Raw genomic sequence first — 17034 nt, 5'->3', positions numbered from 1 at the left:
GTCCCGTTCTCTCGGGAAAACCCATCCTTCGTCGTTGAAGGCCGGGTCGTATGTGCTGTTGGGAGAGTTAATGCAGTGGTTGTGCCAAGTTCCGCCAAGCGCGGTTTTAGCGGGGTTGGCGCGGCTTGCGCAGGCGAGAAGGGTAAAAACTGCACCGATTCAAAGCGTCTTGCCCGTTTCTGGAGCAACCTGTAGCCGCTGCCGAGCCCCGGCGAGGCTGCGATCGGGGCGCAGCCCCGTAAACCTGACAGCTCGGTGTGCCTGACCTGCACGGTCGCCTGGCTTGGCGCCCGCTACGCGGTCGAGCGCAGCCTCGCCGGGGCTCGACAGCGGCTACAGGGTTATAGGCGCTATCAGTGATGCAGGAACAGGTACAGCAACAGCAGGTTGAGCAGCAGCGAGACCAGCGCCAGGGTGCGCCAGACCTTCAAGGGCTCGCGTTCCAGCAGTGGCCTGGGGCGCACGCTGAGGCTGCGGCGTTCGCCCTGTTCCAGCAGCAGCAACCACTCTTCGGCGGTTTCATAGCGTTGGGCCGGATCGGCCTGTACCGCGCGCTCCAGGCTCTGTTCGAGCCAGTCCGGCAGGTCCGGGCGATAGCGGCTGGCGCTGACCGGGGTGGTGAAGCGCGGGCGCTGGAAGGCTTCGATTTCACCGTAGGGAAAATGCCCGGTCAGCAAGTGGTAGAGGGTCACGCCCACGGCGTACAGGTCCTGGCGCGGTGTCGGCGCCACGCCGGTGAAAGCCTCCGGGGCGATATAGCTCGGGGTGCCGGGCAGCAGGTGTGCCTGATCCTCGGACAGGCCGGGGCAATAGGCCAGGCCGAAGTCCAGCAGGCGCAGTTCGCCGTCGTCGCCGAGCAGCAGGTTTTCCGGCTTGATGTCGCGGTGCAGGATCTGCCGGCGGTGCAGCAGGCCCACGGCCCGCAACAGACGCTCAGCCAGGTCCTGCCACTGCGCCAGCGGCAAGGGGCCATGCTGTTGCAGATAATCGGCCAGGGTCTGCCCCGGGTATTCGCGCATCACGTAATACAGATGCTGGCGGGCGGTCGCGGCATGCACTTCGGGAAAGTGCCGTCCAGCCACCCGCCGCAGGAACCATTCCTCTGACAGCAGCGCTTGCCCGGCCTGGTGATCGTCGTGCAGATGGCCGGGTAGGGTTTTCAGCAGCCAGGGTTGTTGTTGCGCATCGAGTACGCGGTACAGCAGGGATTGCTGGCTCTGCCCGACCACCTCGGCGACCTGCCAGCCTTCGAAGTGCTGGCCCGGCTTGAGGGGCGGCGGCAGAGGCCATTGCTGCAAGTGAATCAGGGCGTCGCCAATGGAGCTTTCGCCCAAGGCTTCGACCCGCACCAGCAGGGCGCTGGCATTGTCCTGGCTGCCGGCCAGGTGCGCGGCGCTGACCAGGGTCTGCACCGCGCTGTCGAGGTCGAGCTGATCGCGCAGGATCGCGGCGATGGCGGTGTCGCCCAGGGTGGCCCAGACCCCGTCGCTGAGCATCAGGAAACTTTCGTTTTCCCGCAGCTCACCGTCGAGGAAGTCCACCACCAGGTGCTGGTCCAGGCCCAGGGCACGCTTGAGCACGTGCTGCATGCCGGGCTGGTCCCAGACGTGATCGTCGCTGATGCGCTGCAACTGATCGGCGTGCCAGCGATAGACCCGGCAATCGCCGACATGGGCCAGGGTAAAGCGCCGGCCGCGCAGCACCAGGGCGCTGACGGTGGTCAGCAGCGGCTGGCCGCCGCCGTTGGCCTGCAGCCAGCGGTTCTGCGCCAGCAGCAGGCGCTCCAGGGCCTGGGCCACGGCCCAGGTTTCCGGGGTGGCGTAGTAGTCCAGCGCCAGCGCCTGCAAGGTCGAGCGCGCGGCCAGGCCGCCGTCGGCGCATTGGCTGACGCCGTCGGCGATGGCGAACAGCAGGCCCTTGCTGGCGGCCAGGGTCGGCGCCGGGGTAACCAGGCGCAAGGCGTCCTGGTTCTCCGCGCGCGGCCCGATGGCGCTGGCCTGGGCGTGGCTCAGTCGCAGGCTCATGGACGGCTCAGACCCGGGCCGCGGTGACGGCGGCGGAGCCCCAGGTGGTCCGCCAGCGGCGTTTCACCCCGTGCAGGCCGAACCAGGCCAGTATGCCCAGGCTGGCGAACAGCCACAGCGCCAGCTGATAGCTGCCGGTGCTTTGCTTGATCGCGCCCATGCCCGCGGCCAGGGCGAAACCGCCGATGCCGCCGGCCATGCCGATCAGCCCGGTCATCACCCCGATCTCGCGGCGGAAGCGTTGTGGCACCAGCTGGAACACCGCGCCGTTACCCGCACCCAGGCCAAGCATGGTGCACACGAACAGGGCCAGGGCCGCGTAGGAGCTGGGCAGGTTGAAACCGACCGCGGCGATGCATACCGCCGCGACGCTGTACATCACCAGCAGGGTGCGAATGCCGCCGAAACGATCGGCCAGCGCGCCACCCAGCGGCCGCATCAGGCTGCCACCGAACACGCAGGCGGCGGTGTAGTAGCCGGCGGTGACCGGGCTCAGGCCGTACTGGTCGTTGAAGTAGCCGGGCAGGGCGCTGGCCAGGCCGATGAAGCCGCCGAAGGTCACGCTGTAGAAGAACATGAACCACCAGCTGTCGCGGTCGCCCAGAGCCTTGAAGTAGTCGGCCATGGATTTGGCCTTGGGCCGTTCCGGGGCATTCTTGGCCAGCCAGGCGAACAGCACCAGGGTCAGGACCAGCGGGATCAGGGCGAAGCCGAACACGTTGCTCCAGCCGAAGGCGCCGGCCAGCAAGGGGGCGAACAGGGCCGCGAATACCGTGCCGGAGTTGCCGGCCCCGGCGATGCCCATCGCCTTGCCCTGATGCTGCGGTGGATACCATTGCGAGGCCAGCGGCAGGGCCACGGCGAACGAGGCGCCGGCCATGCCCAGGAACAGCCCCAGCAGCAGGGCCTGTTCATAGCTGTGGATGCCCAGCTTCCAGGCGCAGAACAGCGCGCCGATGACGATCACCTGGCCGATCAGCCCGGCGGTCTTGGGGGACAGGCGATCGGCCAGCAGGCCCATGGCGAAGCGCAGCACGGCGCCAGCCAGGATCGGCGTGGCCACCATCAGCCCGCGCTGCTGGGTGGTCAGTTGCAGGTCGGCGGCGATCTGCACGGCCAGCGGGCCGAGCAGGTACCAGACCATGAAGCTCAGGTCGAAGTAGAGGAAGGCCGCGAACAGTGTCGGGGTGTGGCCGGATTTCCAGAAGCTTGAATTCATCGCGCACCTCAGCTGTAAAGAGTCTCGAAAGGAGTCATGAGCTTTTGCGTGGGGCGCCATTACGGCCGCTCCACCGGCCCCGGGCTGTGGGGCCAAAACGAAAAAACGCCGCAACCCGCATCGCCTGGGGCGAGAAGGGTGTGCGACGTCTTTGTCGTAGGTGGGGCAACCGCCGTTGGTTACCTGTGTCGATTACATAGCCAGATCTGTGCCAAGAGTTGCAGTCCTGCTGTCCCTGATCGCGGGCAAGCCTCGCGCCTACGGAAACTCACGGTCTTCTTCCGTAGGAGCGAGGCTTGCCCGCGATAGGCCGCCGCACCGCAGCCGTGGGATTCAGCCCAGCAACTCGCTCATGGCGATGATCTGCTCCGCCACCTGGATCAGCTTCTGCTGCCGGCTCATGGCCTGGCGGCGCATCAGGGTGTAGGCCTGTTCTTCGTTGCAGTCTTTCATCTTCATCAACAAGCCCTTGGCCAGCTCGATGCGCTTGCGCTCGGCCAGCTGCTGGTCGCGGGCCTGCAGCTGCGCGCGCAAGGCCTGGTCGCTCTCGAAGCGGGCCATGGCCACATCGAGAATGGGCTGCAGGCGCTGGGCCTGGATGCCTTCGACTATGTAGGCACTGACCCCGGACTTGATGGCGTGGCGCATCACATCGGGGTCGTGCTCGTCGGTGAACATCACGATCGGCCGTGGCTGATCGCGGCTGACCAGCACCACTTGCTCCATCACATCGCGGCTCGGTGATTCGGTATCGATCAGGATCACGTCCGGACGCACCGTTTCGACGCGCGTCGGCAGGTCGATGGTCAGCCCCGACTCGTCGATCACCTCGAAACCGGCTTCCATCAGGGCCGCCTTGAGCCGACCGACCTTCTTGGCGGTGTCGTTGATCAGCAGGATACGCAACATGGTCTCGGGCTCCTGTCAGCGGCTGGCGAGAAGAGGCGAGCTGTCGCTCATGGCGTGCAGCTGGAAGCTGCGGGCATAGGCGGCCGGGTCCGACCCGTCCCACCGCTTGCCGTCGATCAACTGGCTGCTGCGCATGTCCTGGCCCCGGGACGCGACACCGACGGCGGTGGCGGCTTGACGATAAAGCTCGAGTTGCTGCACCTGGCGCGCGATGCCCAGGTAGTCCGGGTCTTCGCGCAGCAGGCCCCAGCGGCGGAACTGGGTCATGAACCACATGCCGTCGGACAGATACGGCAGGTTGACCGCGCCTTCATTATGAAAGCGTAGCGCGTGCGGGTCCTGCCAGCGGTTGCCGAGGCCGTCGGCATACTCTCCGAGCAGGCGCGGTTCGATGCAGTCCAGCGGCGCATCGAGGTACTCGCGGGCGCTCAGCAGCTGCGCGGTGCTCTGGCGGTTTTCGCGGCCCTGCTCGATGAAGCGGCTGGCCTCGAGGATCGCCATCACCAGCGCCCGCGCGGTGTTCGGGTACTGCTCGACGAAGGCGCGGGTGCAGCCGAGGACTTTTTCCGGGTGGTCGGGCCAGATCGCCTGGCTGGTGGCCAGGGTGAAGCCCAGGTTCTGGTTCACCGCGCTGGCGCTCCAGGGTTCGCCCACGCAAAAACCGTCGATGCGCCCCGCCTGCAGGTGCGCGACCATTTGCGGTGGCGGCACCACCACGCTGTCGACGTCCTGCAACGGGTGGATACCCTGGGCGGCCAGCCAGTAATACAGCCACATGGCGTGGGTGCCGGTGGGGAAGGTCTGGGCGAAGGTCAATCTTGCCCGGCTTTGGTGCACGTGCCGGTCCAGTGCTTCAGGACTGGTCACGTTCAGCGCCTGCAGCTCCCGCGAGAGGTTGATGCTCTGGCCGTTCTGGTTCAGGCCCATCAGCACCGCCATGTCGTTGGCGTTGACGCCGCCGATACCCAGGTGCACGGCGTAGATCAGGCCGTACAGGCTGTGGGCGGCATCCAGCTCGCCGCTCACCAGCTTGTCCCGCAGGTTGGCCCAGGACGCCTGACGCTTGAGGTTCAGGGTCAGGCCGTAAGGCTGGGCGAAGCCCTGGGTGGCGGCGACCACCACCGAGGCGCAGTCGCTCAAGGCCATGAAACCGAGGTTGATCGCGGTCTTTTCCGGGGCGTCGCTGCCGTTGACCCAGGCCAGCGGGCTGACGGGGAGTTCATTCATGGGGTGGCGTCCTCCATAAAAAAGCGGCCATAAAAAGCTTCCATAAAAAAACGTCGCACCCGCGCCAGGCAGAGCCGGCGGGGTAACGACGCCTTTGTCTTTCGACCCACGCCGCCATTGGCCTGGGTGCTGATGCAGCTTGTGGTGCAAGGCATATGCCATCCACCGCTGATTTCGCCGCGTGCCTCGCCTGCGAGCCCCATGCCCGGCTATAATCGCCGCCTCATTTCGCCGCCACCGAGTCAAGCCCGCCCATGTATACCCTGGCCCGCCAGCTGTTGTTCAAACTCTCCCCGGAAACCTCCCACGATCTGTCCCTGGACCTGATCGGCGCGGGCGGGCGTTTGGGCCTCAATGGCTTGCTGTGCAAGGCGCCGGCGCAGATGCCGGTGAAGGTCATGGGCCTGGACTTCCCGAACCCGGTCGGCCTCGCGGCCGGCCTGGACAAGAACGGCGCGGCCATCGACGGTTTTGCCCAATTGGGTTTCGGCTTCGTCGAAATCGGCACCATCACCCCGCGCCCGCAGCCGGGCAATCCCAAGCCACGGATCTTCCGCCTGCCGGAAGCCGAAGCGATCATCAACCGCATGGGCTTCAACAACCTGGGCGTCGATCACCTGCTGGCCCGGGTGGCGGCCGCCAAGTACAAGGGTGTGCTGGGGATCAACATCGGCAAGAACTTCGACACCCCGGTCGAGCGCGCGGTGGATGACTACCTGATCTGCCTGGACAAGGTGTATGCCCACGCCAGCTATGTGACGGTCAACGTCAGTTCGCCCAACACCCCGGGCCTGCGCAGCCTGCAGTTCGGCGAATCGCTCAAGCAGTTGCTCGGCGCCCTCAGCCAGCGTCAGCAGGAGCTGGCGGTGCAGCATGGCAAGCGGGTGCCGCTGGCGATCAAGATCGCCCCGGACATGACCGACGAAGAAACCGCCGAAGTGGCGCAGGCGCTGATCGAAACCGGGATGGATGCGGTCATCGCCACCAACACCACCCTGAGCCGCGTCGGCGTCGAAGGCATGGAGCATGGCGACGAGGCGGGCGGCCTGTCCGGCGCGCCGGTGCGCGACAAGAGCACCCACACCGTGAAGGTGCTGGCGGGCGAGCTGGCCGGGCGTTTGCCGATCATCGCGGTAGGCGGTATCACCGAAGGCAAGCATGCGGCGGAAAAGATCGCCGCCGGCGCCAGCCTGGTGCAGCTGTATTCGGGCTTCATCTACAAGGGCCCGGCGCTGATTCGCGAGTCGGTGGACGCGATCGCGGCGTTGCGCTGAGTTTTTTGCGCGGCCAATAAAAAGGGCTCCTGAAAGGAGCCCCTGGGCCGCAGCCCGCCGTCCGGATGGGACGTGCGTGGTTAAGTCGTTACGTATTCAGATTTTGGTGTCGGAATGTGTGCCCTGTTTTAGCCGACGGCGTGAAGTTCGTTGAGTCTGTGGATTCCCGCAGTGCCGGTCATACCGTCCCAGTTGTCGCCGCGTCCTTCGCGCCAGCCATTGATCCAGGCTTGGCGTACCGACGGTAGAGTAAATGGGCAAAGCTCACGGGACTTGCCATGAACGCCATACTGATATCCGCGCAAAAATGCTCTTTCCAACGGATCACGCTTAAGTCTTCTCATAGGGTGTTTCCCTCACTTGTTGACTGTCTTATGTCCCGTCGGCCTCGTTTGAGGCCGGGCAGATTGCTTCTGCCGTTGGTGCTCGCTGCCGGCGTCGCGAGCGTGGTGTTGGCGTCGTTGCGGCGCCAACCTGAGTTGATTTCTAACCAATGCGTCACAGCGTGGGAATGATCGTTTTGTCATAAGGACGTAACGATAATGATGCTAAGGCCATAAGAACGGCCTGCTTTACCTCGGCTCAGTCAGGCAAACCTCGCTCTGATCAGCCTCTTACTGGATGATGGGCTTAATGCTTTAGTGAGAATTCCACTCCGTTGCACTCAGGTATTATTCGATGAAAGGTCGAGTTATGACCTTTTGTTTCACTGACTTATTTATCTGCCCCGGCATCTAAGCTCTTTTGGCCCCCGTGGTCACCGCTAGCGGCGAGCTGAACAGCAGGGGCGGGACGGCACAGATTCGTGCCACGCGAGCGCTCTTCAAGAAAAGCGCTTGATTGAAAACCGGGCGGACGATGCGTTGTCCGTTCACTTATTGCTAAAGGCCCTGAACTCCCATGTCGGATCGCTACGAACTCTTCCTCACCTGTCCCAAAGGCCTTGAAGGCCTGCTCATCGAGGAAGCCGCCGGGCTTGGCCTTGAAGACGCGCGCGAACATACCTCGGCCGTGCGCGGCATGGCCGACATGGAGACCGCCTACCGCCTGTGCCTCTGGTCGCGCCTGGCCAACCGGGTACTGCTGGTGCTCAAGCGCTTCCCGATGAAGGACGCCGAAGACCTCTACCACGGCGTGCATGACGTCGACTGGCAGGACCACATGCTGGCGGACGGCACCCTGGCGGTGGAGTTCAGCGGCCACGGCTCGGGCATCGACAACACCCACTTCGGCGCCTTGAAGGTCAAGGATGCCATCGTCGACCGGCTGCGCACGCCGACTGGCGAGCGTCCCTCCATCGACAAGCTCAACCCGGACCTGCGCATTCACCTGCGCCTGGATCGCGGCGAAGCCATCCTTTCCCTCGACCTGTCCGGCCACAGCCTGCACCAGCGCGGCTATCGCCTGCAGCAGGGCGCGGCGCCGCTGAAGGAAAACCTCGCGGCGGCGATCCTGATCCGTTCCGGCTGGCCACGTATCGCGGCCAATGGCGGCGCCCTGGCCGACCCGATGTGCGGCGTGGGCACATTCCTGGTCGAGGCGGCGATGATCGCTGCCGACATCGCCCCCAACCTCAAGCGCGAGCAGTGGGGGTTCACCGCCTGGCTCGGTCACGTCCCGGCCCTGTGGCGCAAGCTGCACGAAGAAGCCCAGGCGCGGGCCCAGGCTGGCCTGGCCAAGCCGCCGCTGTGGATTCGCGGTTACGAAGCCGACCCACGGCTGATCCAGCCAGGGCGCAACAACGTCGAGCGCGCCGGCCTCAGTGAGTGGATCAAGATCTACCAGGGCGAAGTGGCGACCTTCGAGCCGCGCCCGGACCAGAACCAGAAAGGCCTGGTGATCAGCAACCCGCCCTACGGCGAGCGCCTGGGTGACGAGGCCAGTCTGCTGTATCTCTACCAGAACCTGGGTGAACGCCTGCGTCAGGCCTGCCTGGGCTGGGAGGCGGCGGTGTTCACCGGCGCGCCGGACCTGGGCAAGCGCATGGGCATCCGCAGCCACAAGCAGTATTCGTTCTGGAACGGCGCCTTGCCGTGCAAGCTGCTGCTGATCAAGGTGCAGCCGGATCAGTTCGTCACCGGTGAGCGCCGCACCCCGGAACAGCGGCAGATCGAGCGGGCACAGGCCGAGGCCGACAAGGCGCCGCTGGTTCCGCAGGAGCGCCAGTACAACAAGAACGGCAACCCGATCAAGCCGGCGCCAGCCCCTGTGGTCGAGCAGGCGCGCCTGAGCGAAGGCGGGCAGATGTTCGCCAACCGCCTGCAGAAGAACCTCAAGGTGCTGGGCAAGTGGGCCAAGCGCGAAGGCGTCGAGTGCTATCGCGTCTACGATGCCGACATGCCGGAATACTCCCTGGCCATCGACCTGTACCACGACTGGGTGCACGTGCAGGAATACGCCGCGCCGAAATCCATCGACCCGGAAAAGGCCCAGGCCCGTCTGTTCGATGCCCTGGCGGCGATTCCGCAGGCGTTGAACGTCGACAAGAGCCGGGTGGTGATCAAGCGTCGCGAGCGCCAGAGCGGCACCAGGCAGTACGAACGCCAGAGCGCCCAGGGCAAGTTCACCGAGGTCAGCGAAGGCGGCGTGAAGCTGCTGGTCAACCTCACCGACTATCTCGACACCGGGCTGTTCCTCGACCACCGGCCGATGCGCCTGCGGATTCAGAAAGAAGCCGCCGGCAAGCGTTTCCTCAACCTGTTCTGCTACACCGCCACCGCCAGTGTGCACGCGGCCAAAGGCGGGGCGCGCAGCACCACCAGCGTCGACCTGTCGAAGACCTACCTGGACTGGGCGCGGCGCAACCTGTCGCTCAACGGTTTCTCCGACAAGAACCGTCTGGAGCAGGGCGATGTCATGGCCTGGCTGGAGACCTGCCGCGATGAGTTCGACCTGATCTTCATCGACCCGCCGACCTTCTCCAACTCCAAGCGCATGGAAGGGGTATTCGACGTGCAGCGTGACCACGTGCAACTGCTCGACCTGGCCATGGCCCGGTTGGCCAGCGGTGGCGTGCTGTATTTCTCCAACAACTTCCGCAAGTTCCAGCTCGAGGAAAACCTGGCGGCGCGCTACTCCGTCGAGGAGATCACCGCCAAGACCATCGACCCGGATTTTGCCCGTAACGGCAAGATCCACCGGGCCTGGAAAATCACCGCCCGCTGATGTTGATTGGATCCACAGAGCCTTGATTTTCAAGGCTCTTTGCTCTAGCCAAATTAGTGGCGAATAGCTATAACTCAATGCAAGCCCATGTGACGCTCATGTTCGCTGGCGTTATGAGTTTTGCTTATGTCGTTGCACTCGGTACGCCCGAAAATCTTGGGCTTCATCAGCGAAGACGTGTCGGCCTGGCTGGTCGCGCTACTGGTATTGCTGTTTGGCTGTGTATTGACCGGGCTGCTGGCCTGGTCGACCCTCAATCTGTATCAGCAGCAGTTGCGCCAACGCTTCCAGCTGTTGGCCAGCGAACGTTATAGCCGCATCGAAGAGCGCTTCGAAGACCAGGAGCAGCGCCTGGATGGTCTCAAGCGCTTCTTCATCAATTCCGGTACGGTCTCGCGCCAGGACTTCGACGGTTACACCAAACCTCTCTTGCATCGGACCCAGGCCTACGCCTGGGCGCCGCGCGTCAGCCGCGCCGAGCGTGCGTCGTTCGAGCGCATGGCGCAGGAGCAGGGGGCGCCGGATTATTTCATTGCCGACCTGAATGCCGAGGGCAAGCTGCAGCGAGCCGCCGAGCGCGATGAGTACATACCGGTGCTCTACAGCCAGACCCAAAGCCCGCTGGGCTCGCCCCTGGGGTTCGACCTGCTGGCCCAGCCGATGCGTCGCGATACCCTCGAACGGGCGCGGCAGCGCGGGGGCGTGGCGGTTTCACAGCCGGTGCGCTTGGTCGGAGTCGAGCCTTCCTACGCGCGCGGCATCATCCTGGCGACTCCGGTCAGCCTGCGCACCGATGTGGCCCTGTCGACCCCCGAGCCATACGGTTATGTGATCGCGGTGATCAGCATGCGCCAACTGGTGGTCGATGGCCTGCCCGAGCAGAGCCAGGACAACCTGTTCGTGCAGATCATCGACCTGTCGACCGCCGAGTCGTACGGCAAGCTCTATGAATCGAGCAACGGCCCGGGGGACAGCCCGTTGGCGGTGAGCCGGGTGCTGAGCCTGGCCGATCATGATTACCAGGTGAACATCCGCCCCAGCGCGGTGTTCCTCCAGGCCAACCATTCTTCGGTGTCCAGCCAGGTGATCCTCGGCACGCTGCTCAGCCTGCTGCTCAGCGCCTTGCTGTATGTCCTGGTCAGCCAGCGGCAGCGCGCGCTGCGGCTGGTGGAACAGCGCACCGAGGAGCTGCGGGTCCGGGAGCAGGAATTGCGCGGCACCCATGGGCAGCTGCGCAGCGTGCTCAATGCGGCGACCCAGGTAGCGATCATCGCCACGGACCTGCGGGGTGTGATCAGCACCTTCAATGCCGGCGCCGAACATATGCTCGGCTACAACAGCGCCGAGGTGGTGGGCCACCTGACCCTGGAAAGCCTGCACCTGCCCGCGGAGCTGAATGCGCGCGCGCAAGCCCTCAGCCAGCGTTACGGCCGGCAGATCCCGATGTGCCAGGCGATGCTGGTGGACGGTTCCGAAGAGCGTGGCGAGGAAACCCGCGAGTGGACCCTGGTGCGCCGCGATGGCAGCCACCTGGTGGTGAACATGCTGGCCACCCCGGTCCTGGACGATCACGGTTTATGGGTCGGGCACCTGGCCATCTGCATCGACATCACCGAACGCAAGCGGGTCCACGAGGCGCTGGCGGCCCGCGATCGCCTGCTGAAGAAACTCAGCGCCCATGTGCCCGGCGCTATCTACCAATTCCAGGTGGATGCCGAAGGCCATTCCAGCTTCAGCTACGTCAGTGACGGCATCCGCGACATCTACGAGATCGATCCGCAGCAGTTGCAGCGCGATGCCAACCCGGTGTTCGAGCGTATTCACCCGGACGATGTGGCCCGGGTGCGTGGCTCGATCTGGACTTCGGCGCGCAACCTCAGCCCCTGGCGCGAGGAGTATCGGGTGCAGTTGCCACAGCGCGGCCTGCGCTGGGTGCGTGGCGAGGCGACCCCGGAAAAGCTGGCGGGGGGTGGAGTGCTGTGGCATGGCTATCTGTCGGACATCTCCGACCTCAAGCGGGTCGAGGAGGAGTTGCGGGCCCTGTCGGTCACCGACTCGCTGACTGGCATTCACAATCGCCGCTATTTCCAGGAGCGCCTGCAGACGGAAATGGCGCGGGTCGAGCGCGGGGTGGGCAATCTGGCGGTGATCATGCTGGATATCGACCACTTCAAGCGGATCAACGACCAGCATGGGCATGCCATCGGCGACATGGTGCTGCGCGGTGTCTGTGAGCGCATCAGCCTTCGTCTGCGGCGCACGGATGTGTTTTGCCGCTTGGGCGGCGAAGAATTCATGGTGCTGTGCCCGGACACCGATGGCCAGCAGGCCTATGTCCTGGCCGAGGAGCTGTGGCGCGGGCTGCGCAGCTCGCCGATCGATGGCGTGGGCATTGTCACGGCCAGTTTCGGCATCGCCAGCTGGCGGGAGCACGAAGGGGCCGACGGGCTGTTGCTGCGGGCGGATTCCGGGGTCTATGCGGCCAAGCAGGCAGGGCGCGACCGGGTCCAGGCCGAGATGGCTTGAGGCGAGTGGGGCAGAGGAGCGAGGTGGCGCGGGGTTGCCGCGCCACCTGCAAGTGACGGCTTACAGGGTCGAAGCGGTGTCTGCCAGTTTCGGCTGGCGATACAGATCCAGCAGCACCTGGTCGAGCACCGAGGACGCGCCCCATGGCTTAGGATCGTTGAGGATCGCCACCACGGCCCAGGTGTTGCCGTTGCTGTCGCGGCTGTAGCCGGCGATGGCGCGCACGGTGTTCAGGGTCCCGGTCTTCACATGGGCTTCACCGGACATGGCGGTGCGCTTCAGGCGCTTGCGCATGGTGCCGTCCATGCCGGCGATCGGCATCGAACTGATGAACTCCGCCGAGTACGGGCTTCTCCAGGCCGCTTGCAGCATGGAGGCCATTTCGCGGGCGCTGACCCGTTCGGCACGGGACAAGCCCGAACCGTTCTCCATCACCAGATGCGGCGCGGTGATGCCTTTCTTGGCCAGCCACTGACGCACCACTCGTTGCGCTGCCTTGGCATCGTCGCCATCGGCTTCGGTGCGGTATTGCGCGCCGAGGCTGAGGAACAGCTGCTGGGCCATGGTGTTGTTACTGTATTTGTTGATGTCGCGGATGATTTCCGCCAGGTCCGGCGAGAAGGCCCGGGCCAGCACCTTGGCGCTGGATGGCACGGCGGCCAGGCGGTCCTTGCCCTGGATGCTGCCGCCCAGTTCCTTCCAGATGGCGCGTACGGCGCCGGCGGTGTAGGTCGCGTGGTCAAGCAGCGACAGGTAGGTCTGCGAGCTGCAGCCGTCGCCCAACTGGCCGTTGACGGTCACGGTGACGCCGCCGTCCGCCTGCGGGACCGGGTTGTAGCGAACGTTGCCGGTGCACTGTTTACCGCCGACGGCCTTGACCTGATTGTCGATGCGAATGCTGGCAATCGGCGGTTCGACGGAAATCAGCACCTTGCCCGAGTCATTGCGCGCCACGAAGCGCAGGGCCTTGAGGTTGACCAGCAGCGAGTCGGGCTTGACCAGGAACGGCTTGTTCTCGTCATTGCCGTCGTCGTTGAACTGCGGCAGTTGCGGCTGCACGAAGAAGTTGCGGTCCAGCACCAGGTCGCCGGTCACTTGCTGCACGCCGTTGGCCCGCAGGTCGCGCATCAGCAACCAGAGTTTTTCCATGTTCAGCTTGGGGTCGCCGCCGCCCTTGAGGTACAGGTTGCCATTGAGGATGCCGCCGCTCAGGGTGCCGTCGGTATAGAACTCGGTTTTCCACTGGTGGGTCGGGCCGAGCATTTCCAGGGCGGCGTAGGTGGTGACCAGTTTCATGGTGGAGGCCGGGTTGACCGACACGTCGGCGTTGTAGATCGTGGCCGTGCCCGGGCCGTTGAGCGGGATCATCACCAGCGACAGGGCGTTGTCTTGCAGTTTGCTGGCCTTGAGGGCCTGTTGAACCTTGGGCGAAAGGGTGGTGTTGACGGGGGCTGCGGAAACGGAAATGGCCAGGGGCAGAAGAAGACCGGCAAGAAAAAGTGGGCGCAAAGATTTGATCATGTGAAGTAAAACCCTACAGCCGAGGGGAGAAAAGACGAGGGCATGACGATAAATTCCCTCAGTGGTCACGAAAGTGTCGGCATTATGCCCCAAGGTATAGCGGCTTGTGCCGTGCCGCGTCGGGCGAATCCGCTATTTTTTTCCCAATGGCCGGCCAAGGCCCTCATAGAGTCAGGCAATCGGTTGCTTAAACTGGTAAAGTGCCGCCCGTTATTACTTATGAGGATTGTTCCATGGCCACTAACCGTTCCCGCCGTCTGCGCAAAAAACTGTGCGTAGATGAATTTCAGGAGCTGGGTTTTGAGCTGAACCTGGATTTCAAAGAAGATCTGGCCGAAGAGGCTATTGACGCTTTCCTCGACGCGTTCCTCAAAGAAGCGATGGAAGCCAACGGCCTCGGCTATGTTGGTGGCGATGACTTCGGCCTGGTTTGCCTGAGCAAACGCGGTTCGGTCAGCGAAGAGCAACGTGCCAAGGTCGAAGCCTGGCTCAAGGCCCGCACCGAGCTGACCAGCGTTGAAGTCAGCCCGCTGCTGGATGTCTGGTACCCGGAAAACTCGATCAATCCGGTAGCCTGATGTGCTGAGTCGGTGGCCCGTCCGGGCTACCGACTCACGGCTGTCGCTGTACAGCCTTCATCTATTTATTCCCCCCGCAGAACCTTTATATGCCTCGGGCCTGTTTCCCGGGATTTCGCGTGGGCGGGTTGTAGCCGCTGCCGTAGGCTGCGATAAGCCCGAAGGGCTTCAGCGATCCTGAGGCCTTGCGCACCCTTCGGTCGCGATCGCAGCCTGCGGCAGCGGCCACAGGCTTATTCGTTGTTCCAGTTCAGGATCACCAGGGTCAGCACGCCGGCCACGATTCCCCAGAACGCCGAGCCGACGGAAAACAGGGTCAGGCCCGAGGCCGTCACCATAAAGGTGATCAACGCTGCCTCGCGCTCCTTCACCTGGCTCATGGCGATGCTCAGGCCGTTGATGATCGAGCCGAACAGCGCCAGGGCGGCGATCGACAGCACCAGCTCCTTGGGCAGTGCCGCGAACAAGGCCGCTAGGGTGGCGCCGAAGATCCCGGCGATGCCATAGAAAATCCCGCACCAGACCGCCGCGGTGTAGCGCTTGTTGCGGTCCTCGTGGGCATGGGGGCCGGTGCAGATCGCCGCGCTGATGGCCGCCAGGTTGATGCCGTGGGAGCCGAATGGCGCCAGCAGCAGGGAGGCGATACCGGTGGTGGTGACCAGCGGCGAGGCCGGCACGTTGTAGCCGTCGGCGCGCAGTACTGCGACCCCGGGCATGTTCTGCGAGGTCATGGCCACCACGAACAGCGGGATGCCGATGCTGATGGTCGCCGCCAGGGAGAAGTGCGGAGTGGTCCACACCGGTGTGGCGACTTCCAGGTGGAACTGGCTGAAGTCCAGCAGGCCCATCACGCCGGCCAGCGCGGTGCCGATCAACAGCGCGGCGAGCACCGCGTAGCGTGGTGACAGGCGCTTGACCAGCAAGTAGCTGAAGAACATGCCCAGCACCAGGCCAGTGCGGTGCTGCGCCGCGACGAAGATCTCGCTGCCGATCTTGAACAGGATGCCCGCCAGTAGCGCCGCGGCGAGCGAGGCCGGAATGCGCTTGACCAGGCGTTCGAAGCTGCCGGTCAGGCCGCAGATGGTCACCAGCACCGCGCAGGTGATATAGGCGCCGATGGCTTCGCCGTAGCTCACCCCGGACAGGCTGGTGATCAACAGCGCGGCGCCGGGGGTCGACCAGGCGACGGTGATCGGGGTGCGGTAGCGCAAGGACAGGCCGATGCTGCACACGGCCATGCCGATGGAGATGGCCCAGATCCAGGAGGAAATCTGCCCGCTGCTCAGCCCCGCGGCCTGTCCGGCCTGGAACATCAGCACCAGGGAGCTGGTGTAGCCGGTCATCATGGCGATGAAGCCAGCGACTACGGCCGAGGGCGAAGTATCGGCCAGGGGGCGTAACGGCGCGAGGGAGGCGTCGGACATGGAGCACTGTTCCTTGTTCTGATGAAGATATCTGCCACCCGAAAGCCCGGCGCAGGGGCGTTGGGTGACGAAAGCAGGGGCCAAGCCTAAACGTAAAAGTAACTATTCATTGCAATACAGCCAGGGCGGCAAATGGCCGTACAGTCGTTGCGACAGGCGCTGGACCATACAGTTATTGCGAATGGACCCCATGGGTTGTGTACAATGTGCCATTGTTTTTACGCGATACTTGTCAGCGACCCACTGTGCCGTATTACAGTCACGGTCAATTCGCCGCAGTTCTCCCGACTCGAGTGCCCATGAACGAACAGTTGCAACCCCTCAAGAAACAACCGCGAGCAGGCAAGGCCGGTCGCAGCGGGACCCAGGACGATATTGTCTACGCGCATATCTTCGAGGCCATCCTCGAACAGCGCCTGGCGCCCGGCACCAAGTTGAGCGAAGAGGCGCTGGGGGAAATTTTCGGGGTCAGCCGTACCATCATTCGTCGTGCGCTGTCGCGCCTGGCCCATGAAGGCGTGGTGCTGCTGCGGCCCAATCGCGGCGCGGTAGTGGCCAGCCCGAGTGTCGAGGAAGCCCGTCAGGTGTTCATGGCGCGCCGGCTGGTGGAGCGGGCGATCACCGAACTGGCGGTGCAGCATGCCACGGCCGAGCAGCTTGCCGAGCTGCGGCAGATGGTCAACGACGAGCGCGACAGCTTCTCCCGCGGCGATCGCGGCGCCGGTATCCGCTTGTCGGGCGAGTTCCACCTGAAGCTTGCCGAAGCGGCGAAGAATGCCCCGCTGATCAGCTTCCAGCGCAGCCTGGTCTCGCAGACATCGCTGATCATCGCCCAGTACGAAAGCGGCAACCGCTCGCACTGTTCCTACGATGAACACACCCAGTTGATCGACGCCATCGAGGCCCGCGACGCGGAGCTGGCGGTGACCCTGATGATGCATCACATGGATCACATCGACAGCAAGCTCAACCTCGACGAAGAAAGCGCCTCGGACGACCTGCACGCGGTGTTCTCGCACCTGCTGCAAACCAAGAAGCCGGGCCGTTCTCCCGCCAAGCTGTAACGCCATCTCTCTGTAGGAGCGAGCTTGCTCGCGATAGCCGCGAAGCGGCGACCTGTCTGCCAAGACGCGTCATCGTTGGCGATCTTTTCGCGAGCAAGCTCGC

General features: G+C 64.4%; 12 protein-coding genes. 5 read left to right on the top strand and 7 right to left on the bottom strand.

The window, feature by feature from the left end; translation table 11 throughout:
- Nucleotides 1-353: 353 nt before the first annotated feature.
- The 4 genes from NRG23_RS09705 to NRG23_RS09690 form a co-directional block, all read right to left on the bottom strand.
- Complete coding sequence (locus NRG23_RS09705) at nucleotides 354-2024, bottom strand: bifunctional protein-serine/threonine kinase/phosphatase (RefSeq protein WP_028682005.1); 1671 nt, start codon at nucleotides 2022-2024, stop codon at nucleotides 354-356.
- 7 nt (nucleotides 2025-2031) lie between these two features.
- Nucleotides 2032-3243 carry a NarK/NasA family nitrate transporter gene (locus NRG23_RS09700; RefSeq protein WP_016704979.1) on the bottom strand — a complete coding sequence of 404 codons (1212 nt, stop codon included), beginning with the start codon at nucleotides 3241-3243 and terminating at the stop codon, nucleotides 2032-2034.
- Between the two features lie 333 nt (nucleotides 3244-3576).
- On the bottom strand, nucleotides 3577-4152 hold the full coding sequence (locus NRG23_RS09695) for an ANTAR domain-containing response regulator (protein WP_007932173.1): 576 nt from the start codon (nucleotides 4150-4152) through the stop codon (nucleotides 3577-3579).
- Nucleotides 4153-4167: 15 nt separating this feature from the next.
- Nucleotides 4168-5379: a CmpA/NrtA family ABC transporter substrate-binding protein gene (locus NRG23_RS09690; protein ID WP_198919972.1), complete on the bottom strand. Its 1212-nt coding sequence runs from the start codon at nucleotides 5377-5379 to the stop codon at nucleotides 4168-4170.
- 254 nt (nucleotides 5380-5633) lie between these two features.
- Here NRG23_RS09690 and NRG23_RS09685 point away from each other — a divergent pair, with 254 nt between their 5' ends.
- On the top strand, nucleotides 5634-6653 hold the full coding sequence (locus NRG23_RS09685) for a quinone-dependent dihydroorotate dehydrogenase (protein ID WP_009047911.1): 1020 nt from the start codon (nucleotides 5634-5636) through the stop codon (nucleotides 6651-6653).
- Nucleotides 6654-6781: 128 nt separating this feature from the next.
- Here NRG23_RS09685 and rmf read toward each other — a convergent pair whose 3' ends face one another.
- Nucleotides 6782-6997, bottom strand: a complete 216-nt coding sequence (rmf, locus tag NRG23_RS09680) for a ribosome modulation factor (protein ID WP_002553055.1) — start codon at nucleotides 6995-6997, stop codon at nucleotides 6782-6784.
- A 556-nt stretch (nucleotides 6998-7553) separates the two neighbouring features.
- Between rmf and rlmKL the strand changes: the two genes are divergently transcribed.
- Nucleotides 7554-9818, top strand: a complete 2265-nt coding sequence (rlmKL, locus tag NRG23_RS09675; protein WP_257374571.1) for a bifunctional 23S rRNA (guanine(2069)-N(7))-methyltransferase RlmK/23S rRNA (guanine(2445)-N(2))-methyltransferase RlmL — start codon at nucleotides 7554-7556, stop codon at nucleotides 9816-9818.
- A gap of 126 nt (nucleotides 9819-9944) precedes the next feature.
- Nucleotides 9945-12344 (top strand): diguanylate cyclase, encoded by a 2400-nt coding sequence (locus NRG23_RS09670; protein ID WP_103331029.1) that lies wholly within the window; start codon nucleotides 9945-9947, stop codon nucleotides 12342-12344.
- Nucleotides 12345-12404: 60 nt separating this feature from the next.
- Here the strand turns inward: NRG23_RS09670 and dacB are convergent, their stop codons facing one another.
- Nucleotides 12405-13865 (bottom strand): D-alanyl-D-alanine carboxypeptidase/D-alanyl-D-alanine-endopeptidase, encoded by a 1461-nt coding sequence (dacB, locus tag NRG23_RS09665; protein WP_028682010.1) that lies wholly within the window; start codon nucleotides 13863-13865, stop codon nucleotides 12405-12407.
- 233 nt (nucleotides 13866-14098) lie between these two features.
- Between dacB and NRG23_RS09660 the strand changes: the two genes are divergently transcribed.
- Nucleotides 14099-14443: a YggL family protein gene (locus NRG23_RS09660; protein ID WP_007932191.1), complete on the top strand. Its 345-nt coding sequence runs from the start codon at nucleotides 14099-14101 to the stop codon at nucleotides 14441-14443.
- Between the two features lie 233 nt (nucleotides 14444-14676).
- Here NRG23_RS09660 and NRG23_RS09655 read toward each other — a convergent pair whose 3' ends face one another.
- On the bottom strand, nucleotides 14677-15867 hold the full coding sequence (locus tag NRG23_RS09655; protein WP_124313037.1) for a benzoate/H(+) symporter BenE family transporter: 1191 nt from the start codon (nucleotides 15865-15867) through the stop codon (nucleotides 14677-14679).
- Nucleotides 15868-16166: 299 nt separating this feature from the next.
- Here NRG23_RS09655 and NRG23_RS09650 point away from each other — a divergent pair, with 299 nt between their 5' ends.
- Nucleotides 16167-16931 carry a GntR family transcriptional regulator gene (locus NRG23_RS09650; RefSeq protein WP_007932193.1) on the top strand — a complete coding sequence of 255 codons (765 nt, stop codon included), beginning with the start codon at nucleotides 16167-16169 and terminating at the stop codon, nucleotides 16929-16931.
- Nucleotides 16932-17034 lie beyond the last annotated feature (103 nt).

It is taken from the genome of Pseudomonas sp. T8, assembly GCF_024610635.1.
Taxonomy (GTDB): domain Bacteria; phylum Pseudomonadota; class Gammaproteobacteria; order Pseudomonadales; family Pseudomonadaceae; genus Aquipseudomonas; species Aquipseudomonas chlororaphis_I.
Note: the sequence above shows the minus strand (reverse complement) of the source record. Positions and strands in the feature narration are given on the sequence as shown.